General features: G+C 43.4%; 23 protein-coding genes and 1 riboswitch. Of the genes, 12 read left to right on the plus strand and 11 right to left on the minus strand.

Features of this window, described 5'->3' with window-relative positions:
• Positions 1 to 132 precede the first annotated feature (132 nt).
• The gene (locus FQV26_RS18900) at positions 133 to 279 is read right to left on the minus strand and encodes a hypothetical protein (protein ID WP_186760053.1); all 147 of its coding nucleotides are present in this window, start codon (positions 277 to 279) and stop codon (positions 133 to 135) included.
• Between the two features lie 66 nt (positions 280 to 345).
• The gene (locus FQV26_RS17655; RefSeq protein WP_146559375.1) at positions 346 to 1,419 is read right to left on the minus strand and encodes a M20 family metallopeptidase; all 1,074 of its coding nucleotides are present in this window, start codon (positions 1,417 to 1,419) and stop codon (positions 346 to 348) included.
• A gap of 146 nt (positions 1,420 to 1,565) precedes the next feature.
• Positions 1,566 to 1,663, plus strand: a riboswitch (TPP riboswitch).
• Between the two features lie 98 nt (positions 1,664 to 1,761).
• Between FQV26_RS17655 and thiT the strand changes: the two genes are divergently transcribed.
• Positions 1,762 to 2,337, plus strand: a complete 576-nt coding sequence (gene thiT / locus FQV26_RS17660; RefSeq protein ID WP_146559296.1) for an energy-coupled thiamine transporter ThiT — start codon at positions 1,762 to 1,764, stop codon at positions 2,335 to 2,337.
• 132 nt (positions 2,338 to 2,469) lie between these two features.
• On the plus strand, positions 2,470 to 3,222 hold the full coding sequence (gene map / locus FQV26_RS17665; RefSeq protein ID WP_146559298.1) for a type I methionyl aminopeptidase: 753 nt from the start codon (positions 2,470 to 2,472) through the stop codon (positions 3,220 to 3,222).
• 119 nt (positions 3,223 to 3,341) lie between these two features.
• Here map and FQV26_RS17670 read toward each other — a convergent pair whose 3' ends face one another.
• The gene (locus FQV26_RS17670; protein WP_146559300.1) at positions 3,342 to 4,076 is read right to left on the minus strand and encodes a TspO/MBR family protein; all 735 of its coding nucleotides are present in this window, start codon (positions 4,074 to 4,076) and stop codon (positions 3,342 to 3,344) included.
• Positions 4,077 to 4,269: 193 nt separating this feature from the next.
• On the opposite strand from FQV26_RS17670, the gene FQV26_RS17675 reads away from it, so the two are divergent.
• The 3 genes from FQV26_RS17675 (at position 4,270) to FQV26_RS17685 (ending at position 7,189) form a co-directional block, all read left to right on the plus strand.
• On the plus strand, positions 4,270 to 6,069 hold the full coding sequence (locus FQV26_RS17675) for a M3 family oligoendopeptidase (RefSeq protein ID WP_146559302.1): 1,800 nt from the start codon (positions 4,270 to 4,272) through the stop codon (positions 6,067 to 6,069).
• Position 6,070: 1 nt separating this feature from the next.
• Positions 6,071 to 6,619, plus strand: coding sequence for a GNAT family N-acetyltransferase (locus FQV26_RS17680; RefSeq protein ID WP_146559304.1), 549 nt, complete (start codon positions 6,071 to 6,073; stop codon positions 6,617 to 6,619).
• 87 nt (positions 6,620 to 6,706) lie between these two features.
• Complete coding sequence (locus tag FQV26_RS17685; protein WP_146559306.1) at positions 6,707 to 7,189, plus strand: DinB family protein; 483 nt, start codon at positions 6,707 to 6,709, stop codon at positions 7,187 to 7,189.
• Between the two features lie 7 nt (positions 7,190 to 7,196).
• On the opposite strand, the gene FQV26_RS17690 is transcribed toward FQV26_RS17685, so the two are convergent.
• From FQV26_RS17690 to FQV26_RS17700, 4 genes are all read right to left on the minus strand, one after another.
• A complete protein-coding gene (locus FQV26_RS17690; protein ID WP_146559309.1) occupies positions 7,197 to 7,763 on the minus strand; it encodes a beta-class carbonic anhydrase in 567 nt (188 codons plus the stop codon).
• Positions 7,764 to 7,928: 165 nt separating this feature from the next.
• Positions 7,929 to 8,936, minus strand: a complete 1,008-nt coding sequence (mreBH, locus tag FQV26_RS17695) for a rod-share determining protein MreBH (protein WP_146559311.1) — start codon at positions 8,934 to 8,936, stop codon at positions 7,929 to 7,931.
• 183 nt (positions 8,937 to 9,119) lie between these two features.
• Positions 9,120 to 9,260 (minus strand): hypothetical protein, encoded by a 141-nt coding sequence (locus FQV26_RS18905; protein WP_186760055.1) that lies wholly within the window; start codon positions 9,258 to 9,260, stop codon positions 9,120 to 9,122.
• 85 nt (positions 9,261 to 9,345) lie between these two features.
• Complete coding sequence (locus FQV26_RS17700; RefSeq protein WP_146559313.1) at positions 9,346 to 10,578, minus strand: aminopeptidase; 1,233 nt, start codon at positions 10,576 to 10,578, stop codon at positions 9,346 to 9,348.
• Positions 10,579 to 10,725: 147 nt separating this feature from the next.
• Here FQV26_RS17700 and FQV26_RS17705 point away from each other — a divergent pair, with 147 nt between their 5' ends.
• From FQV26_RS17705 to FQV26_RS17720, 4 genes are all read left to right on the plus strand, one after another.
• A complete protein-coding gene (locus FQV26_RS17705; RefSeq protein ID WP_146559314.1) occupies positions 10,726 to 11,820 on the plus strand; it encodes a carbohydrate kinase in 1,095 nt (364 codons plus the stop codon).
• Positions 11,817 to 12,728, plus strand: coding sequence for a pseudouridine-5'-phosphate glycosidase (locus FQV26_RS17710; RefSeq protein ID WP_146559316.1), 912 nt, complete (start codon positions 11,817 to 11,819; stop codon positions 12,726 to 12,728). Before FQV26_RS17705 ends, FQV26_RS17710 begins: the two co-directional genes overlap by 4 nt.
• A gap of 111 nt (positions 12,729 to 12,839) precedes the next feature.
• On the plus strand, positions 12,840 to 14,147 hold the full coding sequence (locus tag FQV26_RS17715) for an FAD-dependent oxidoreductase (RefSeq protein ID WP_146559377.1): 1,308 nt from the start codon (positions 12,840 to 12,842) through the stop codon (positions 14,145 to 14,147).
• Positions 14,144 to 15,130: a class I SAM-dependent methyltransferase gene (locus FQV26_RS17720; protein ID WP_146559318.1), complete on the plus strand. Its 987-nt coding sequence runs from the start codon at positions 14,144 to 14,146 to the stop codon at positions 15,128 to 15,130. The genes FQV26_RS17715 and FQV26_RS17720 overlap by 4 nt, the downstream gene beginning before the upstream one ends.
• Positions 15,131 to 15,460: 330 nt before the next feature.
• On the opposite strand, the gene FQV26_RS17725 is transcribed toward FQV26_RS17720, so the two are convergent.
• Together FQV26_RS17725 and FQV26_RS17730 are read right to left on the minus strand one after the other, a co-directional pair.
• Positions 15,461 to 15,682: a DUF1128 domain-containing protein gene (locus tag FQV26_RS17725; protein ID WP_146559321.1), complete on the minus strand. Its 222-nt coding sequence runs from the start codon at positions 15,680 to 15,682 to the stop codon at positions 15,461 to 15,463.
• A gap of 58 nt (positions 15,683 to 15,740) precedes the next feature.
• Positions 15,741 to 17,102: an alanine/glycine:cation symporter family protein gene (locus FQV26_RS17730; RefSeq protein WP_146559323.1), complete on the minus strand. Its 1,362-nt coding sequence runs from the start codon at positions 17,100 to 17,102 to the stop codon at positions 15,741 to 15,743.
• A 188-nt stretch (positions 17,103 to 17,290) separates the two neighbouring features.
• On the opposite strand from FQV26_RS17730, the gene FQV26_RS17735 reads away from it, so the two are divergent.
• Together FQV26_RS17735 and FQV26_RS17740 are read left to right on the plus strand one after the other, a co-directional pair.
• Positions 17,291 to 17,863 carry a YtxH domain-containing protein gene (locus FQV26_RS17735; RefSeq protein WP_146559325.1) on the plus strand — a complete coding sequence of 191 codons (573 nt, stop codon included), beginning with the start codon at positions 17,291 to 17,293 and terminating at the stop codon, positions 17,861 to 17,863.
• A gap of 13 nt (positions 17,864 to 17,876) precedes the next feature.
• The gene (locus tag FQV26_RS17740; RefSeq protein WP_146559327.1) at positions 17,877 to 18,776 is read left to right on the plus strand and encodes a YihY/virulence factor BrkB family protein; all 900 of its coding nucleotides are present in this window, start codon (positions 17,877 to 17,879) and stop codon (positions 18,774 to 18,776) included.
• A gap of 205 nt (positions 18,777 to 18,981) precedes the next feature.
• Here FQV26_RS17740 and FQV26_RS17745 read toward each other — a convergent pair whose 3' ends face one another.
• Positions 18,982 to 19,170, minus strand: coding sequence for an SE1561 family protein (locus FQV26_RS17745; protein ID WP_146559329.1), 189 nt, complete (start codon positions 19,168 to 19,170; stop codon positions 18,982 to 18,984).
• 390 nt (positions 19,171 to 19,560) lie between these two features.
• The gene (locus tag FQV26_RS17750) at positions 19,561 to 19,941 is read right to left on the minus strand and encodes an OsmC family protein (protein ID WP_146559331.1); all 381 of its coding nucleotides are present in this window, start codon (positions 19,939 to 19,941) and stop codon (positions 19,561 to 19,563) included.
• A gap of 79 nt (positions 19,942 to 20,020) precedes the next feature.
• Here FQV26_RS17750 and FQV26_RS17755 point away from each other — a divergent pair, with 79 nt between their 5' ends.
• Complete coding sequence (locus tag FQV26_RS17755) at positions 20,021 to 21,199, plus strand: MFS transporter (RefSeq protein ID WP_146559333.1); 1,179 nt, start codon at positions 20,021 to 20,023, stop codon at positions 21,197 to 21,199.
• Positions 21,200 to 21,485: the final 286 nt, after the last annotated feature.

Raw genomic sequence — 21,485 nt, forward strand, 5'->3', positions numbered from 1 at the left:
GGCGCTGAAGTCTGGACAAAGAAAAGCGCAGGCGCCCGTGTAGCCTCGATAGAGAAGAGACCAGCATTTTAAACTTCGTATTCTGTCAAACAAAAAAACGTACCGGCATAAAATGCCGGTACGTTTTTTGTTTTAGCGTTTTTTGCTGCGTGTATCAGTTTCTCTGGAAGTTGTCTGTCCAGCTTTGCCTTGTTTTCTTTTATTTAATACTTTACGGATGATTGGATAAGCGATGGGACCATACTTTATCGCAGATTTTACTAGTCTTCCAATTGCCATTTAAATCTCTCCATTCATGGGGTTAGTAATTACTATTTTCCCGAATTTTGCAGGATGCAAACCTATTTAGGCAGATTGTACATGAGCCAATAGAATTTTCTTATAGTCATGGACACTCGAAATTAAAACGTATTCCGCATTGCCATGCCAATCATCGCCGCTTGGACCAAATTCGATGGCCCCTTCTCCACCTGTAACCGCTGCGTAATAACGTGTATCTGCAGCACCGTGCTGACCGAATAAAATCGGTTCTTTTTCAGTGGTTTCCAAAATGCTTTTCTGAAGGCGTTGAATGAACGGGTTGTCCTTAGTTGTTGTCAGGGCGGGTGTGGAGCCTGAAGCTTTATAGTCCATATCAACATTTAAGGTATCTGCCAAATCGGCCAATTGGCGAACAATCTCATCTTTATCTTGTCCTGGCATAAAGCGGATATCGTAGGACATTTCACAGATTTCAGGAACTACATTGTAACGATCTCCTGCTTTAATGATTGGCAAGTTGACAGAAGGCTGCTCGTAATACTCAGTAGATTCTTTACGGAAAGGCAATTCGGATGAGGCCATATGGAACTTCATCGCCGATTCAATGGCATTGATGCCTTCCCAAGGACGACTGCCATGAGCGGGCTTGCCTTTAAACGTCATATCCATGCGCAAAATACCTTTCGATTGCAATCCAACTTTTAATCCTGTAGGTTCTCCGCAAATGACAAAATCACCGTGATATCCTTGCTCCACCAGCCATTTAGAAGTGTTGCGGCCGCCAATCTCCTCATCGGTGACGATATGTAATTGAACAATCCGATTTAAATTTGAACTATCCAGCTCGGTGAACGCCTGCATCATGGCCGCCACACCCGCTTTCATGTCGGCTGATCCACGTCCGTAGAGACGACCCTGTTCCTCGAATGGCACAAATTGTTCTTTGTGACCGGGAACCACATCGACATGGCCGTTCCAGACGATGGTTTCTCCCCCTTGCCCTTTAGCAGCGGTCAACATCATATAGCCCTTATTGTCGTGAATAGTAACCGTTTCTCCTTTCGCTTTCAGCCAATCTGCACAAAAAAGAAGAGCTTCATTGGCTCCTTCCTTTGTATCGCTTTGAATTTTTATCAGGTCTTTTAATAGTTCAATCATCTTTTCGGCAAGCCTAAATTCCGGCTGCCTCCACCACCTTTCGATTTTCTTCATTATCCATTGTTTTACCCTATCACACCATCTTAAAACGACCTTGCATAAAAGGAAAGCCTTGTGTACAATACAGGTGACTGATAAATATCTGTATACACCACAAGGGGAGCTTTTGCTGAGAGTGAACATCTGTTCTTACCCTTTGAACCTGTAAGTTAACACTTGCGCAGGGATGTGGATGGAAACCGGCCTTTACAACGGCGTCAGGCTCTGTCCTGACGCCGTTTTTAATATGGTTTTATTCGCGGCCCTTCTGGTGATGTGCATAACACATTTAAGGAGGAAGTCATGAGAAATAAAAAAGTATTGTTAATGATGGAAATTGCTATTTTCGCTGCTCTTGCATTTGTGTTGGATTTTATTTCTTTCCGGATGCCTCAGGGCGGTTCAGTTAGCTTAGTAATGATACCGATCGTTTTGATCGCTTTTAGAAGAGGCGTCGGTGCTGGTGTCCTCACAGGATTGCTGGTAGGTTTGCTGCAGATTGTCTCAGGGTTCATCTCAGTAGCTCCACTATCTTTCGGTTTTGTGGTCATGCAGGTTATCCTTGATTACTTGTTGGCATATGGCGTCGTAGGACTTGCTGGTATTATGCGCGGAAAATATCTTCAGCATGCGAAAGCCAAACAAACAGGGAAAATGCTCATCGCAGTAGTTGCCGGTGTACTGATTGCTTCTGCGTTGCGCTATCTCGTTCATGTTATTACCGGAGTTCTGTTCTTCGGCATGTTCGCTGAGGGCAATGTGGTCATTTATTCCGTGGTTTACAACGCAACCTACATGATTCCGGTATTTTTGCTAGCTGCATTTGTCTGTGCTGCGCTTTTTGCGGCAGCTCCGAAATTGGTCGACGCAGAAACTTGAAAGTCGAAAGGCTGTCTTTGGACAGCCTTTTTTCTATGCATGTCTTGCTGACTAAATGAAACAGGGCAGGAGCCTCTCTTTTAATTTTGTGGTATAATTCTTGAATAGAAAAGCTTGAAAGAAGGGTATTTGATGATAGCAACTACTGAAAAAGATATTGAAATGTTGAAAAAAGCCGGACAAATGGTGGCTGAAATTCGCGAAGCGATGAAAGCAGCAACCAAACCGGGGATCACTACAAAAGAAATCGACGAATTAGGCGGTAAGTTATTCAAGGAACTGGGCGGCGTTTCAGGACCTAAATCAGAATATGATTTTCCTGGATTTACTTGCATCAGTGTCAATGAAGAAGTGGCACATGGCATCCCGGGCGATCGTGTGATTCAAGACGGAGATATCGTCAACATCGATGTTTCTGGATCATACGAAGGATTTTTCTCGGATACTGGAATTTCGTTTGTAGTTGGTGAAGGGCATGCTGACAAGGAAAAAATCTGTGAAGCTGCAGCATCGGCATTTGATCGCGCGATGACAAAAGTCAAAGCAGGCGCTAAGCTTAACCAGATTGGCAAAGCCGTTGAGCGCGAAGCAAAAGAGCAAGGCTTGTTTGTCATCAAGAATTTGACCGGTCACGGCATCGGCAAATCGCTGCATGAAGCCCCTCAGCATATTTTAAACTATTACGATGCTTGGGAAACAACCATCCTTAAAGAAGGCATGGTGCTGGCAGTAGAACCGTTTATCTCACAAAAAGCCGAACATATTGTTGAATCGGGCGATGGCTGGACATTCATCACACCGGATCAGTCATTAGTGGCGCAAATTGAGCATACGGTGCTTGTTACTAAAGGCGAACCGATCTTACTGACTAAATTGGATAAGTAACAATACAGCAAAAAGGATCCGGTTTATACTTCCGGATCCTTTTTGTTGTTTCTTTCGCAATCGAATTTATGGGTAATAAAAACGGCAAACAACTCGTTCAAAACAAGTTGTCTGCCGTTTTACTGAACTGCTGGAGTAGCTCTTTTCTTAATTAATAAAATACCGGTCAAAATGACGCCGCTTAAGAAAAGAGAGGCAGTCGTCACCAGCATTTCGTCGGTTCCGTGTTTGACGGCAATTCCGATGAACGCCCAGATGAAGACCAATGCAAAAGGAATATCCGAGTGATGGAAGCGAATATGCAAAGCAAGCGCAGTTGCGACAGTCAGCATGATAACGGTCCATAATTGATCACTCAGACCCCAGCCGCTCCAATTATAATAAGTTAAAACGAAACTGATATTAGCGATAGTAGCTACACTGATCCAACCCATATTGACTGATATCGGCAGCCGTTCGGTGAACTTTCTTTCGGAATTGCTGTATTGCAGATAAAGAGCAATTAACGCAACTAGGTAGCCCAGCATTGCAGCGATTGACCAGATAAAAAATTCATAATGCCATAATAGCAGCCAAGTGATATTAAAAATGCAGCTTAAGATAAAGAACAAGGCAATCTTGGATGAAGGGGTTTCTCCCTTTCTTAAACGCATCCAGAAAGCGATGATCCAAACAGCCAGCAAAAGATAGATGATGGACCAAATTGAAAATACGTAACCAGCTGGCGTAAAGAGGACCAGAAGCCGATTAGATATTTCACCTGTAGTTTGGCCATTCAATGGCAAGGTGTTTGCCAAAGTATTCATTACAATCACTGCAATAAAAGCGATTGTCATAAACAAAATGCGAATCATACGAAATCCCTCCTTCTAGTTAGTATACCTGTAGCCGTTTCAATCAACAAATATCCTTTTCCAAAAAATTCCCTAAAGATGGCGATAAGGTGAAGTACGAAAAGCTAAGGTGGAATATTGTTCCGGTTTAGGAAAGAAAAATGTTATACTAATAAGTGTTTTTAGAAAATTAAGTTTACCAGGGGGCAGAAACATGACGGTTAACTATCCAGAAGTATGGGATTTGGATACGCTATTTCCAGGAGGCAGCGAATCAGAGGAATTACGGCTGCATATGAACGAGGCAGTAACAAAAATCGCTGAATTTGAAGCGCTGGTTCAGCAGTTTCAGGTGCCAGCTTCGAAAAAAGATGCTCAAAAAGTAGCCGATTTGCTTGAACAGATGAGCCGTGTGATGAAGCATCTAAGCCAATCTGGTGCATTTATTGGCTGTCTGATGGCTCAGAACACGCAAGATAAAAAAGCGGGGATTTTGGAAAGCGAAGCGTCTTCTTTATCTGCCCGATTCCAAAATTCATTCCAGAAAATTCAGCAGGATCTAGCGAAAACTGAAGATGGGATATGGGCAGAGCTGTTAAACGATGAGCTTCTGCGTGAATTCACATTTGTCTTGAACGAATGGCGTGAAGAGGCTAAGATGCTGCTGTCAGAAAAAGAGGAAAGCTTGATCACAGCCTTAAGCATCGATGGGTACCATAGCTGGAGTCAATTATACGATATGCTGGTCGGAGAAATCACAATCACAGTCACTGTGGACGGCGAAGAAAAATCTTTGTCGGTTGGCCAAGCGAATAATTTAAGCTCCCATAAAGACGCTGCAGTCCGACAGGAATCCTATGAAAAGCTGGAGCAGGCTTGGGCGGAAAAGGAAGAGTTTTTTGCAAAAACCTTGAACGCCATTGCCGGCTTCCGTCTGGAAACTTACAAGAAGCGCGGGTGGGATAATCCACTCCAAGAACCGTTGCACATAAACCGGATGAAACAGGAAACCTTGGATGCTATGTGGGGGGCTATCAGTAAAAACAAACAGCCTTTCGTCGATTACTTGAATCAAAAAGGCAAGCTGCTTGGAAAAGATGGACTGGACTGGTATGACGTAGATGCACCAGTGACAGAAAGTACACAGCAGTTTTCCTATCAAGAAGGTGCGGAATTTATTCTCAAGCAGTTCGGCAAATTTGGTCCTGAACTGGAACAATTCGCCCAGCAGGCTTTTGAAAATGGCTGGATCGAAGCAGAAGACCGTCCGAATAAGCGTCCAGGCGGATTTTGCACAGGATTGCCGTTGACTGAGGAGTCACGCATTTTCATGACTTATAGCGGATCAATGTCCAACGTGGCGACTTTGGCACACGAACTCGGGCATGCATTCCATACTTATGCATTGCGTCCCGTCCATTCCTTAAATCGTTCATATGCGATGAATGTTGCGGAAACCGCATCGACGTTCGCTGAAATGATTGTAGCGGATGCAGCTGTAAAAAATGCGCAATCCAACGAAGAAAAAATAGCTTTGCTGGAAGATAAAGTACAGCGCAGCGTCGCTTTCTTTATGAATATCCATTCGCGTTTCCTTTTTGAAACTCGTTTCTATGAAGAACGCAAAAAAGGGGTTGTTCCTGCAGCCAGATTGAATGAATTGATGGAGCAGGCACAGACAGAAGGATTTGCAGGCGGATTGGCATCAACGCATCCACATTTCTGGGCATCCAAACTGCATTTCTATATTACTTATGTTCCGTTTTACAATTTTCCATATACCTTCGGCTACTTGTTCTCACTGAGTGTCTATGCAAAAGCATTAGAAGAAGGGAGCGGCTTTGAAGAGAAATATATGGCTTTGCTTCGCGATACAGCAGTAATGTCGGCAGAAGACTTGGCAATGAAGCATTTGGGCGAGGATATTACACAACAGGCGTTCTGGGAAAAAGGAATCGCTTTATGTGTCCAGGATGCCAAGGAATTCATTTCGCTGACATCTGCTGAGGCCTAATATGAACTTGCTTTTCGAGGGACAGACTTGTTACCTGCGCAGTTTGACAGTTGAAGATGCAGAAGAAATGGTCCAATTGCTGCTGCGAAACCGGAATTATTGGTCTGTATACGAACCTCGTCATCGGGACAGCTATTTTTCGGCAGCCGTTCAGCGTGAAAAAATTCGGGAATCCATTTATCAAGCGAGAGAAAACCGGGAATACAGCGTTGGAATTTTTGAGCATCATACCAATAAACTGATTGGCCACATCTCCGTATACAGCGTTAAGCGCATGCCTTTTTTAAGCGCTTTGGTCGGCTATTCCGTTGATGAGGCATGTGTTGGCAAAGGAATTGCGACAGAAGCGGTAAAGTTGATGACTGCCTTTGGCTTCGAACAACTTCGTCTTCATCGGATGGAAGCATATGTTTCTCCAGAGAATGTAGGATCGATTCGGGTATTGGAGAAAACAGGATTTCGTCAGGAAGGCTTGCTGAAGGAGTTTCTTTACATCAATGGCGAATGGAAAGACCATTATTACTATGCCATGATTGAAGAAGAATTTTGAAAGGGCAAGGCCACCTATAAAAAATGGTGGAAAGAAATGCAGCGCTGGTTTGAAACGTGAATAAAAGTAGAGGAAGGTGCGTAAAAGATGGATAAAGACAAATTGTTCTCTTATCATAAATGGGCGACACTTGCTTGCTTAGAACACGTTCAGACTTTGGGTGAAGAATTTTACCGGAAAAATGGAGCCAATTCTTTTGCTTCAATCCAACAGACGGTTGAGCATGTTATTGGAGTCGAAAAGCTTTGGCTGCTTCGCATGAACGGGGTCGCAAAACCAGCATTTGAACATTTTGACGTAGGGACAGCTGAAAAAGCAATCGAAGCTTTTATGTTGCTGCATGCTGAGATGGAACTGTTTTTTGCTTCTTTAACGGAACAGCAATGGGAAGAGTCCCTTGATTACCAGAATATGCGTGGGGATCATCTTTCCACAACAAGAGAAGAGATGCTGTTTACCATTGTTAATCATGCGAGCTACCATAGAGGCCAGATTACCTCTTTTCTCCGGCAATTTGGCAAGCAAGGGATACCGCTCGATTATATTTATTATCAAAAACAAAACCGCTGAGAATTTCTCAGCGGTTTTCGTTTCCATTGATGACAACATCCAATTTACCAGTAGTCGGATCGATAACAAGACCATGGACAGGAACGCTAGTATCCAGCAAGGGATGGTTGCGCACCATGTTGACACTATGTGAAACACTTTCTGTTACATCATCGAATCCTCGAAGCCAGCCTTCCAGATTCACTCCGGAATACTTCATCATCTCGATAGTTTTCTCATCTATGCCTCGTTTTTTCATCTTCTCCAGCATATTTTCAGGTTTAATAGAGGCCATTCCACAATCATGATGCCCAATGATATAAATTTCATCTGCGTTCAATTCATAGACAGCGACTAGCAAGCTGCGCATGATGCCGCCAAATGGGTGGTTGATGATAGCTCCGGCACTTTTAACAATTTTTACATCGCCGTTTTTAATATTCATGGCTTTTGGCAGCATTTCAAGAAGACGCGTATCCATGCATGTCAAAATGACAACTTTTTTGTCAGGAAACTTAGTGGTGACAAACTCTTCGTAACGCTTTTCCTTCACAAACTCTTCGTTATACTCCAAGATTTCATCTAATAAAGCCATACTGATTCCCCCTTAGTGATTGATACCTTATAAGTTTAATCCAAATTTCTGAAAAAGACGAACTGAAATAATAATAAAGCATAAAGTTAGCGTATATTAAAGATTTTTAATCATCCTGCTTTAGGTTTCTGCAATTTTTTCTACACGGGCGTTTCCGCTTTCTTTTTAACGGGACATTTTTTCTAATTGTTTAATCATGCCAAGCGACATTCCTGTACCGATAGCAACAGACTCAAGCGGTTGGGGAGCGATGTGGACAGGGACTGAAATTTCTTTTGCCAGCCATTCCTGCATGCCTTTCAACAATGCACCGCCTCCAGAAATGACGACTCCTTGATCGACCATGTCACCGGACAATTCAGCTGGGCAATTTTCTAAAGTGGCGCGGATGCATTCCAAAATAGCGGACAAAGATTCCTTTAATGCTTCCTGTGTTTCAAGTGAACTCAAGTTAATGGTTTTTGGCAAGCCGGTCATGATGTCGCGGCCGCGGATTTCCATGTTCTCGACTTCGTGTGGTACAGGTGCGTAGCCAATTTCCTTTTTTATATTTTCAGCCGTGCGTTCCCCGATCAGTACATTATATTGTTTGCGAACGTAATGGATTATATCTTCATCCATACGGTCGCCTGCCACTTTGACGGTGTTTGAAGACACCACTCCGCCAAATGAAATGATGCCGACTTCTGTGGTGCCGCCGCCTATATCTACAATGACGCTTGCGACCGGTTCACTGATGGGCAAATCTGCGCCAATAGCGGCCGCTACCGTTTCTTCGATCAAGTGAACGGTTTTGGCACCGCTTTGTTTCACAGCATCATGGATAGCGCGGCGCTCTACCGTCGTGGCTCCAGAAGGCGTACAAACCATAACATTGGGTTTCCGGTAAGCACTGCCGAGCTGTTTTGCTGCTCGTTGCATGATGATTTTTAACAAATCCCTCGTTACATCGAAATCTGCAATGACGCCATCTTTTAATGGACGGATGACGAGAATGGAATCGGGAGCTTTGCCGAGCATGGCTTTTGCTTCATCTCCAACTGCCAGCACTGCGCGTGTTTTCGCATCTAGTGCTACTACGGAAGGCTCATTTATGATGATGCCTTTTGCTTTTGTATAAACTAATATATTCGCGGTTCCTAAATCGATACCAATATCTATTGCTGAAAACATATATGAATTCCTCCTATGAATAAAGACGCTGACTAGTTCGGATTCTACCATTACAGGCAGGGGAGCGAAAGAGCCGAAGGGACCTAAAGAGCCGGGAAAATGGATAAAACTTTTAGTTTTAGTATGGCTAATGAAGCAGAGAACATAAAAACCGGCTCCTAGTAAAGAGCCGGTTTTTGTCGCTTAGTATTTTTTTTCAGGAATAGGATCTACATGTTCTGCGTCGTGCGTATGAAGCTCTTTCCCAAGAAAGTGAAGAAGCGTAAAGAAAAACATGAAAATTACGGCCATGAAGCCGAGAACGACAGTAATGCCATAAAACATAATGATAACTCCTCTCTAAACTGTAATTATCATAATTTAGTATACATGATTTTGCCTGAAAAAATAAGTGTCGAATTATCGATACTTAAAATGCCCAGTTGCCGCCGCGGAAAATCGGTTCGCGTGTACCATCTTCCAGAATACCATCAATATCCATTTCAGAAGAGCCGACCATAAAATCAACATGGGTGATGCTTTGATTCAAGCCATTTTTAAGAAGGTCTTCCTGTGACATGTTTTTTCCCCCTTCAATGCAGAACGCGTAAGCGCTTCCGATAGCGAAGTGGTTTGAGGCATTCTCATCGAACAAGGTATTATAGAAAAGAATATTCGAATCGGAAATCGGTGATTGATGTGGCACCAGGGCTACTTCGCCAAGGAAATGGGAACCTTCATCAGTAGCGACCAATTGCTTCAAGACATCTTCACCTTGCGCAGCTGTCACTTCAACAATTTTTCCATGCTCGAAAGTTACTTTGAAATCATCGATGATGTTTCCGGCATAGCTCAATGGTTTTGTACTGGATACATAGCCGTTGACGCCTGTTTTGTGAGGTACGGTGAAAACTTCTTCAGTCGGCATGTTGGCCATGAATGGATCACCTTTTTCATTGATCGATCCAGCTCCGCACCAAAGATGTCCTTTTGGAAGCGCTACTTCCAAATCAGTTTTTGGTGAAGTATAGTGGAGTTTTGCATATTTTTTGCCGTTTAAATAATCGACTTTTGTATGCAGCAAGCGGTCGTGCTCTGTCCATGCTTCAATCGGATCATCAAGATCTGCACGCACTGCTTTAAAAATTGCGTTCCACAATGTTTCGACTTGTTGTTCTGCCGGTACATCCGGGAAAACTTTAGCTGCCCATTTTTCTGATGGTGCTGCAATGACTGTCCAGCTTATTTTATCGGACTGGACATACTGCCGGTATTTGCTAAGTGCCTGACCTGTCGCTTTCTGGAAAGCTGCAATACGTGTTGAATCAATTCCAGCCAAAAGATCCGGGCTTTGCGACACCACACTGATAAACGCAGCGCCTTGTTCCGCCAATTGCTCGCGCTCCTGTACTTTCCAGGCAGGATAGTCTGAGAACGAATCTTCTGGTGCCAATTCAAAGCGAAGACGTGAGACGGCATCATCATTCCAATCTACATATACTTGTTTTGCTCCTGTCTCGTAAGCTTTTTGGGTAATTAGACGAACCAGTTGTGCTGCATCAATGGAAGCAGCAATATAAAGCGATTGTCCGGGTTGAATATTTACGCCCACCTTTACAGCTAATTCAGCATAGCGGGTTAATTTTTCATTAAAAGATGTCAAATAAATCTCTCCTCTCATCTCTTCTATAGTAGCAATTTTCAGTCATGGCCTGCAATCATTTGTAACGATATTCGAAATATTATTTCTCTTGCATTTTTTGTTATAAAAGTTTATGATTTAAACAAATGTTTGAACGGAGGTGCAAAAATGAATCGCAAAGAAGTGGAAGTGCTGGATTTGATCCGCCGCAATCCTTACTTGTCCCAACAAGAAATGGCGGAACGCTTAAATATGTCCAGACCTTCGCTTGCCAATTTTATTTCAAGTCTTATGAGGCAAGGAAAAATAGTGGGACGCGCTTATGTATTGCCAGAGGAAAAAACAGTTATTTGCATCGGCGGTGCCAACGTGGACAGAAAGTTCCTAATGGATCGTCCGGCGCAGATGGGTACCTCTAATCCCGCATCCGTTTCAGGAAGTGTCGGCGGAGTTGCCAGGAATGTAGCAGAAAATTTAGGGCGGCTTGGCCGCTCAGTCAAGCTGTTGTCCATTGTCGGAAATGATCCTGAATGGAATCTGATAGAAGAAGCTTCAAGTCCTCATATGTCGACTGAATTGACAAAAGCCATTGATGGACTTTCAACGGGTACGTATACAGCGATTTTAGAGCCGGATGGTGAGATGTTGCTGGCGATGGCGGATATGAAAATATATGATTCCTTAACACCGGATTATATTGCAAAAAATGAGAGTGTTTTATTATCAGCAGCTTTTTTAGTCATCGATTTGAACTGTCCGCTTGAAACAGTGGAGTATGTTCGCCAGTTAGCTCTTGCCAATAATATTCCATTAGCTGTCATACCAGTATCCGCCCCCAAAATGGAGCGTCTTGGCAGTGACTTAACGGGCATCAGCTGGCTGATCCTAAATCGCGACGAAGCAAGCAAACACCTGCAGATGCCGATTGAATCGGTGGAAGACTGGCATCAGGCGGTTCGACAGCTTCTGGATCAAGGTGCGGAAGCTGTGGTCATTACTGGTGGGAAAGATGGGGCTATAGCCGGGAATGCTGCGGAAGTATATCATTTTCATTCTATACAAGTCGGTCAAGTAGCTGATGTAACAGGAGCAGGAGATGCGTTTTCGAGTGCCCTCGTTCATAGTGTGATCGATGGCGCAGAATTTGAATCCATTATTCAGGCGGGCATGGTTAACGCAGCAAAAACTTTGGAAAGCAATGCGACCGTCCGCCATGAACTTACAGCCTTACAATTACAAAATGAACTGGAGGAATTAACATGACATCAATGATTTCTTATTCAACGGAAGTACAACAAGCAATGGACGATAAAAAACCGGTTGTGGCGCTCGAATCCACTATCATCTCACACGGCATGCCTTATCCGCAAAATGTCGAAACGGCACGTATGGTGGAACAGATTATCCGCGATAATGGAGCAGTTCCTGCAACGATTGCAATTATGGATGGCAAGATTAAAATTGGCTTGTCTGAGGAAGAACTGGAATTGCTCGGCAATACTCCAGGCGTTTCAAAAGTCTCAAGAAGAGACATCGGCCAATTGATTGCGACTAAAAAAATTGGAGCTACAACCGTTGCAGCAACAATGATCTGTGCCGAACTCGCGGGAATCCGAGTGTTTGCAACAGGCGGCATTGGCGGGGTGCACAGAGGTGCTGAGACAACCATGGATATTTCGGCAGACTTGGAAGAATTATCGAACACCGGAGTGGCTGTCGTATGTGCAGGTGCAAAATCAATATTGGATATCGGATTGACATTGGAATACCTGGAGACAAAAGGTGTACCGGTCATCGGCTATCAAACAAACGAAATGCCAGCATTCTATACCCGCTCAAGCGGTTTTGATCTGACTTTCCGGAGCGATGATGCTGCACAATTGGCGCAAGTGCTAAAAGCAAAATGGGACTTGGGCATTAAGGGCGGAGCCGTGATCGCCAATCCGATTCCGGCAGAACATGCATTGGAAGATTCATTCATTAACGATATCATCACTCAAGCAATGACTGAAGCAAAGGACAATGGCATTTCTGGAAAAGAAGTCACGCCTTTCTTATTAGGAAAAGTAAAAGACTTGACTGAAGGCAAAAGCTTGGTTGCCAATATCGAATTAGTTAAGCACAATGCTAAAGTAGGAGCTCAGCTCGCTGCAGCTTATAACGAACTTTAAGAATAATTTGTGAAGAGAAGTCCGTTCCTGGGCTTCTTTTTTTTATTGCGCAGGTTTAGGGGTTTTCAGTGTCCTAAAGGTAGGGTAAGGAGAAAGAAGGGGATGAAGCAGATGAAAACAGATGTATTCATCGGCGGGGGTGGAATCGGTGGATTGACGCTGGCATTGAAATTGGTGCAGCGTGGAATCGATGTGGTTCTCGCCGAACGGATGGCTGTTAAGGCGCCCACTTATAAGGGAGAGCTGCTGCAGCCTAAAAGTATGCAGATATTCGATGGCCTTGGAATTTACAAAAAAATATGTGACCGTTCAAATGAAATCAAAGTTTTAGATATGCTTGAACTTTCAAGCTCCCTGCAAGTGAAGGACCAAGCTTTTATGGATTACAGCGTGTTGCCAGGCAAATACAATGCAGCTTATATGATGCATCATGAAGAATTGAAGTCAGTTATTTTAAAAGCTGCTTGTGAATATGGCAATTTCCATTATCTGAAAGGGACTGCCTGCAAAGGCTACGGAGAAAACACAGCTTTACTTCAGAAAGGAACAGAGAAATTCGAAGTAGAAGCGCGGTTTTTCTTCGGTGCAGAAGGTCGTTCTTCAGTGACGCGTAAAGTGATGGAAATTGAAGTCAAGCAGACCACCTACAATCACCACTTTTTGACAGTTACCTTTCCCCGTTCCGAAGATTTCACAGATGGCAAAATCATTTCTACATACAATCGCTTTCTGGGACTTTTTCCGCTGCCTGATGACCAGGTCCGCAGTGTTTACTTGATTCCGCCAGGGGATTACAAGGAATTGAAAGAAAAGCCGATTAGCCATTTTCATAAATTATATACTGATTTGGCTCCAGCGGTAGACGGCTATGTACAAAAGTTGACAGATTGGAAAAAAATCCAACTGATGATTCCTGTTATGTACCATGCCAATTCCTATGTAAAAGGCAATAAAGCCATTATTGGTGACGCCAGCCACGCTGTTCATCCAATGGCAGGTGAAGGCATGAATATGGCTATTCAAGATGCTGATATTCTCGGTGAATTGACTGCGGATATGTTCGAGCAGGGAAAAACCGATTCAAACAACTTGAAATGGTATGAAACAGTCCGCTACAAACGGGCAGATCATGTAATCCAGCTTAGCCATTTGGCCGCACTGGCTTACTCATTTCCGTTCAAACCGGTGAGTTATATCCGGCAGCGGACGTTTGAGCGTATGGAGGAAGATCCGATACTTCATTTTAAGCAGATGCTGAACGTTTCGGGGCTTGGCATGTGGAAGGAAAACTTTCGCGACCGCTTTATTCAAGGAGGCATCATGCCCGTCCGCATGAAAGATTTGAGTAAAGATAGAAAAGAATTAAAGTATTATACACCGGAAGAAGATTATCCATGGAAAGCGGAGGGACTCCAATGATTGATGTCATGAAGATGTTTAAAGCAAGAATGTATATGAAACGCAATGAACCTTTTTTATACAGCTGGCATGCATATGTCGGCTATGAATTGGATTTATTTAAAGCGTTCGAGCGGCCAATGAGTAAAGCAGATGTCGCCGACGCACTGAAGTTAGACGAAGACTTATTAAACCAATGGGTCAGTGTCGGTGTATCGATTGGCCATTTAAAAGAGGCAGGAAGAAATCGCTACAAAACCTGGAATGCCTGGAAACTGCCAAAACCGAAAGGCAATAACTCTTCGGGAGTGCTATTGAAGGAAATGATGGAATTGCACATCCCGACATTATTGAATTACCCCGATATGATGCGCAAGCAGGAACGCCTCCATTTCGATGAAGAAAAGCATGCGCCAACAGTTGCAGAGACGAGTCGCCTCCTGGAAGTTTTAGCGTTGCCGAAAATGTCCAGACGCCTGAAAGGAACCGGTATTAAAACGGTACTGGATATCGGTTGTGGGGAAGGTGGCTATATCAAAAAATTAGCTGAACGCTTTCCGAATACACATTTCACTGGAATTGAAATCAGTCCTGCGGTGACGGAAGTCGCTAAAGCCTTGACCGAGGACAATGAGAACATTTCAATTGAAAACGCAGACCTTTGGAAATATACACCTGCTGAAAAACAAGGCATGGTCATGATGAATAATGTCATCCACTATATCGACCTTGAAAAACGACAGGACCTATTCACTGAACTGGCCAGCTGGATTAAAGATGAAGGAATATTGTCTGTAGTGACGCCGATTGCCGGTGATAGCGACAGCCCACCATTTGCAAATGTCTTCAATAGCTTCTTCTCATCGTTTGATAACCTCTACCGCCTGCCAACCCGTGAAGAGCTGGCCGAATGGGGAGAACAGGCAGGACTTCAATTGCTCAGCATCCAAACCGTCATCAAAGAAGGCGGATGGTACATTGTTCAGTATGAAAAGAAAAACTGAGGTGACCGCTTTGCTCCGACAGACATAAGATGAACTTTCGAAGCGGCGTATTTTGCCGCACAGGAAGGGCAGCTTATGATCCGAGGAGCAGGTCGCCGAAGCTGGACATGAGAAAAGCTGACGAAGCCGTCAGGGTTCGAAAGGCATAAGACAGACCGGTGAAGCGGCGCCTTTTCAGCCGCTCAGCCGGGTTGGCTTATGACCCGAGAACCTGGCTTCCGAAGCTGGACAAAGAAAAGCTGAGGAAGCCGCTAAGGTGTGACTGGCCACAATTTCAGCAAAACAAAAATGCCTTAAAGGAGAAAATCCTTTAAGGCATTTTTGTTTTGCTTATTTACGCAAAGAACCAAGTTCTGTAGCAATGGCCTGCATTTCACTTGTGCTGAATTTATCGCGATTTGCGACCATTTCGTAAAGCTCCCGTAAGTCTTCGTATTGCGAAGCATTGAAATGCTCGGCTTTCATAGCATCTACATTGACCATTCGCAATTTAGATTTTATTTCTTCGATCATGTAGCTCACGTTTTCTGGAGATGGTTTTGATAAGTCCATGATAAGTTCCTGCCTTTCAGGTGGGTATGCTTTATCATTTCATTATTCAAAAGTAATGTCAATTCCCAGTACGTTCCGCTTCTTTCTCTTCTTTGATTTTAGCAATAATTCGCTTCGTTTCGTAAACAATGACGCCGGACAAGCCAAGAAGGCCAATTAAGTTCGGGAACGCCATCAAACCGTTCATAACGTCAGAGAACGTCCAGACCACATCAAGTGACACTGTGGCTCCAACGAAAACCATTAACACGAAAGCGACGCGGTAAACAATCAGCAATGCTGGATTCTTGAACAAGTATTGGAAACATTTTTCGCCGTAATAAGACCAGCCGATGATTGTTGAAGAAGCAAAGAAAATCAAGCCGATTGCCACAATGATCGGGCCAGCGCCGCCAAGAAATTGTTCAAAGGCAGCTGTTGTCAATGCCGCACCTTCAAGTGATTCATCTGTATAAAGGCCGGACATAACGATGGTAACACCTGTAATCGAACAGATGATAATCGTATCAAAAAGTACTTGCGTCATGGAAACCAATGCCTGGCGTCCCGGAAGATCTGTAATTGCTGCAGCTGCTGCGATTGGAGCCGATCCAAGACCAGCTTCGTTGGAGAAGACGCCTCGGGCGACACCATATCGAATAGCGGCACCAATTGCACCACCGACGGCAGCTTCACCTGTAAATGCGGCACTGAAAATTGTACCAAAAGCAGCTGGGATCAATTCCATGTTGAAAATCATAATAATTATTCCAGCAATTATGTAGAATAATGCCATGAAAGGAACGAAGAATGAAGTGACGCGGCCGATGCTTTTAATTCCGCCAAGCAGTACCAACGCAGTAAAAATTGTTAAAATGATTCCTGTAATCCAAGTTGGAACACTGAATGTATCGCGAACAACAGAAGCTACTGAATTTGATTGTGTACCATTTCCAATTCCAAAAGCAGCAATAGCGCCGAAGATGGCAAATAATACAGCCAACCATTTTTGTTTCAGGCCATGCTCCAGGTAATACATCGGTCCACCGGCCATCTGGCCACGGGCATCGACTACACGGTACTTGACTGCGAGCACAGCTTCTCCGTATTTGGTCGCCATCCCGAAGAATGCAGAAAACCACATCCAGAAGATAGCGCCTGGTCCACCGAGAATTACAGCTGTTGCAACACCGACAATATTACCGGTACCGACTGTAGCAGCCATGGCGGTCGACAGTGCCTGAAAGTGGCTGATATCTCCTTTAGAAGTTGTATCCGTATTTTTAGTGAAAACCAATTTCAAGGCATAAGGCAACAAACGGAGTTGCAGAAGACCTAGGCGGACAGTTAAGAAAATTCCTGTACCTACTAATAAAATCAATAAAGGCGGTCCCCATACAAAACCGCTTATAGTGCCCAATAATTCTTCAATTTGTGCCATTATTTTTCCCCCTCTTGAATATCTATTTTATCTATAAAACCTCCTGTAAACATAATATTCCGAAAGTTTTTCAATATAGTCAAGCTATTTTTGAAAAATATATTCTGCATAAGTGTTTAGATATTCAAAGATTAGGGAAAATTCCTAACAGATGTGAAAATCATATTTATACTTGGGAGGAATTTAGGATGAGCCAAAACAAATTGATGACAGGTTTACTAGTAGGAGCGGCAGTGGGTGTCATTGTCTCACTACTTGACAAAAACACAAGAAATGATGTTGTACAAACATCGAAGAAAGCAACCAATAATGCAAAATACTATGCGTCGAATAGAGACGAATTGGTGCAGGCTTTCCAACAGCAGGCTGAAAGAGCACAAAATCTGTATTCTCGTATTTCAGAGGATGCTTCTTATGTAGGCAGCAAAGTAAATGAATTAAAAGAAATGACACCGCAAGTGAAAGAAATGGCTCTTGAAACAAAAGAGGCCTTTATGGATACAAAAGATGCAGTTATTGAAACGAAAGATGATGTAATTTCAGCAGTTAAAGAAGATAATCCTTCACCAACCTCTTCATTAACTGAAGATAATAAAAATTCTTCATCACAATCGAACAATAATTCATCACAATCGAATAATAATTCATCAAGATCTAATAACAATTCATCGCAATCAAATAATAATTCATCACAATCGAACAATAATTTCTCTTCAGGCAATCAGCCCGGGAAAAATTCAACTTCCGGGAATCGGTCATAATCCGATTAGCCCGATAAAATCTACAGGACAGCAAGAGGATGAGAATCAAGGGCGTGTTCATTCGGTCACCTTTGACGTAACTTCACGTACTGGATTTTTTAAAGAATTATTGCAACGGATTAAAGACGTCGACGTGCCAGGGCTTGGAGCACAGTTGGCGTTTTTTTTCCTCTTATCCATTTTTCCTTTGCTGATATTCCTGGTCACCCTGTTGCCCTACTTGTCTTTATCGCAAGATCAAATTTTTAGTTTCATGGAAGAAGTCGTGCCTGCAGAAGTGTATGTGCTGATAGAAAGCACTTTGGAAGAAATTTTGACAACTCAAAATACCGGTTTGTTGTCATTTGGTATTTTAGCGACAATTTGGTCGGCGAGCCTTGGAATGGATGCCTTAATCAAGTCGCTAAACCTTTCTTATAAAGTAGCAGAGAATCGTCCGCTTCTAATAGCACGCGGAATGTCGATCCTGATGACGATCCTGCTGATTTTTATTCTGATCGTTGCTTTAGCATTGCCGGTTTTTGGCGAGCAGCTTGGATTGTTGATATTTTCCTTCCTGGGATTGGAAGAAGGGTTCTTAGCACTTTGGAACTCTATTCGCTTTACAATTCCGGCAATTATTACTTTTGTTGCCTGTGCCATTATTTACTGGCTGGCGCCAAATGTGAAGATGAACATACTGAGTGTATTGGGAGGCGCCGCTTTTGCTGCAATCGGCTGGTTGGTAACTTCTTATTTGTTTTCAATTTATATCAGTAACTTCGGTAATTTTTCAGCCACCTATGGCAGTATTGGAGGAGTTATCATCTTAATGCTGTGGCTTTATATCTCAGCGATGCTCCTGATTATCGGCGGACAAATTAATGCGGTGATGAAAGAACGGCGTCATTTACTTAAGAAAAGAACAGCCTGAATGCTGAAATTCAGGCTGTTCTTTTTAATACCTAAATACCTTCAGCTGACTTGTGAAAACTTTCTTTAACTTTATGGCTTCTCAAAGTGAACTACAAGGTTCTAAAGGAAGGTACGGGTTTAATGATCTGGAAAAGTTCAAAATGAGCAGTACAGTAAATAAGAAAAATCCGTTGCCTAAAAGGCGACGGATTTACTGCTTTCTCTTATTCAGTTGGACGGCCTTGGAATTGCTTCATCTTATCGTCCAAGTCATCAACCATCGCAATCAAGCGATCGATATCTTCAAGCTCCGTGTTTTCAGGTTCGATGGCATCTAGTACTTCCAAAAACATGTTTAAGCGCTGTTTCATATAAGAGACCTGCTGTTCTTTGTTGGTAATGGATTTTCCCATTTGGTACACCTCATTTCGCATGTTAATCGTAACGGAAAATGACGTTGATTTCAATAAACTATAGGTAGAACTAATTATTTTACTAGTTTATTTATTTTGAATATTTACTTAATATAAAGTTTGTGTTAAATTAAGCTTAATTAAACGAGAGGGGAGGCCGAAGGGAATCAGCGAAACCAGACCAAACATCAGGAATTTCAAAGGAGGGGGTTCGCACATTTCGTCGGCATCTGAGACGAGAATGGGATTATGATAAATAATTTAACTGTATATAAAACATAAAGGCTCATCCGCAATCTGACATCAGATACGGAATGAGCCTTTTATGATTGTCGCTTTGCAGTAATGGCAGAGGAAGCCAAGGGTTCCAAAATTGGATGCAGACTGTTTTTACTGCACTTCAAACGTTTCGATAATTTCAATAGAGTCTTTGACAGACTGGACCATTGAGCAATTTTTTCTGGTCAGTTCTAAAATGCGCGGCATTTTTTCTTCATTGATCTCTCCGCTGACAATAAAGTGCAAATGAACTTTTTCTACCCGATCAGCCTCATCTTTGTTGCGAACGATTTCTTTAATCTCAACTTTTATATCTTCTGCAGGCATTCTCATCTTATCTAAGACCTTCCTCATGACACCGCCGCTGCAGACTGCCAGCGAAGAAACCAATAATTGATATGGACGGAATCCGTATTCTTCATTGCTCGAAATTTGAAGTTCCCCAAAAGGCAGATGCCCAGTAAAGCCATTTTTGTTCATTGAATAATTCATCTGTTGACGCCTCCTTATGTTAGAATTGTATCTGAATTCTTATTAAATACAAAAGAACGTGCTTGTTCGGGGAGGCATCATGAAAGGTTTTTTGAAAAGTGAGCGTGGCCGCTTTTGGATTCTGGTAGCAATCGTATCCATTTCCGGTTTTTCGCAGGGAATGCTGCTGCCGCTGATAGCGGTTATTTTTGAACAGGATGGTGTCTCATCCGCTTTAAATGGTCTGAGTGCGACGGGTTTGTATGTGGGAACTCTTTTGATTGCCCCATTTATGGAACCGCAGCTTCGGAAATTCGGTTATAAGCCGTTGATTTTGGTAGGAGGGGGATTGGTCATTTTGTCCCTGCTTCTTTTTCCACTATGGAAATCAGTGCTGTTCTGGTTTGTGCTGCGTATTTTAATCGGTGTCGGGGACCAGGCACTGCATTTCTCGACGCAAACCTGGATTACGAGTACTTCTTCTCAGCATCGGCTGGGACGCAATATTGCCATATACGGCATGTCATTCAGCATCGGTTTTGGCGCAGGACCTCTTTTTGTGCCTATGGTGGAAATATTTGAAGCACTGCCATTCATTGTATCAGGGCTGCTGTGTCTGTTGGCTTGGTCATTGGTTTTCTCCTTGAGGAATGATTTCCCTGAAGTTTCAGGAAGCGCCATGACTGCAAAAGGTACGGCCGGCCGCTTCAAGGCAGCTGTGATCATTGCATGGGTCGCATTTTTGCCGCCGCTGGGCTACGGGTTCCTGGAAGCTTCGCTGAATGCGATCTATCCGGTTTATGCTTTGCGTCAATCGATAGAAGTCGGAATGGTTTCTATCATGCTGGCAGCATTTTCTGCAGGGGCGATTGCGACACAATTGCCGCTGGGGAATTTGAGTGACCGGATTGGCAGAAGAAAAGTTCTGCTGTTGGCTCTGTTAGGTGGAGCGGCCGTCTTTGCAACTGCGAGTTTCTATGAAACGAACGCATGGTTGACCGTAGGATTTTTTGCGTTTGCCGGTATGTTTGTTGGTTCTACGTTTTCTCTAGGAATCTCCTATATGGCTGACCTTATGCCGAAAGATCTTTTGCCAACGGGCAATTTACTATGCGGTATTGCCTTTAGCATCGGTAGTCTTGCCGGGCCTTCCATGGGCGGATTGTTTATTGAATACTCAGGGGGACTCAGCTTCCTGCTGCTGATCGCCGGAATTTTGCTGTTGATTGCAGTATTGATTGCTTTAAATAGCAATGTAAAAAAAGTGGAGACTATATAATCTGAAATAAAGAAAAGCTGGACTAAAGAGTTTTCACTCTTCGGTCCAGCTTTTCTTTATTGTCCAGCTCCAGCGCCCAGATTCTCGGGCCATGAGCCACCCTGGCAATGCGGCTGAAAAAACGCCGCTTCGCCAGTGCATCTTATGCCTGTCAAATCTACACGGGCGCTTGCGCTTTTCAATGTCCAGCTCCAGGGCCCAGATTCTCGGGTCATAAGCCACCCTGGCAATGCGGCTGAAAAAACGCCGCTTTGCCAGTGCATCTTATGCCTGTCGAATCTACACG

The sequence above is a fragment of the Planococcus sp. CPCC 101016 genome (genome assembly GCF_007859295.1).
Lineage (GTDB): Bacteria > Bacillota > Bacilli > Bacillales_A > Planococcaceae > Planococcus.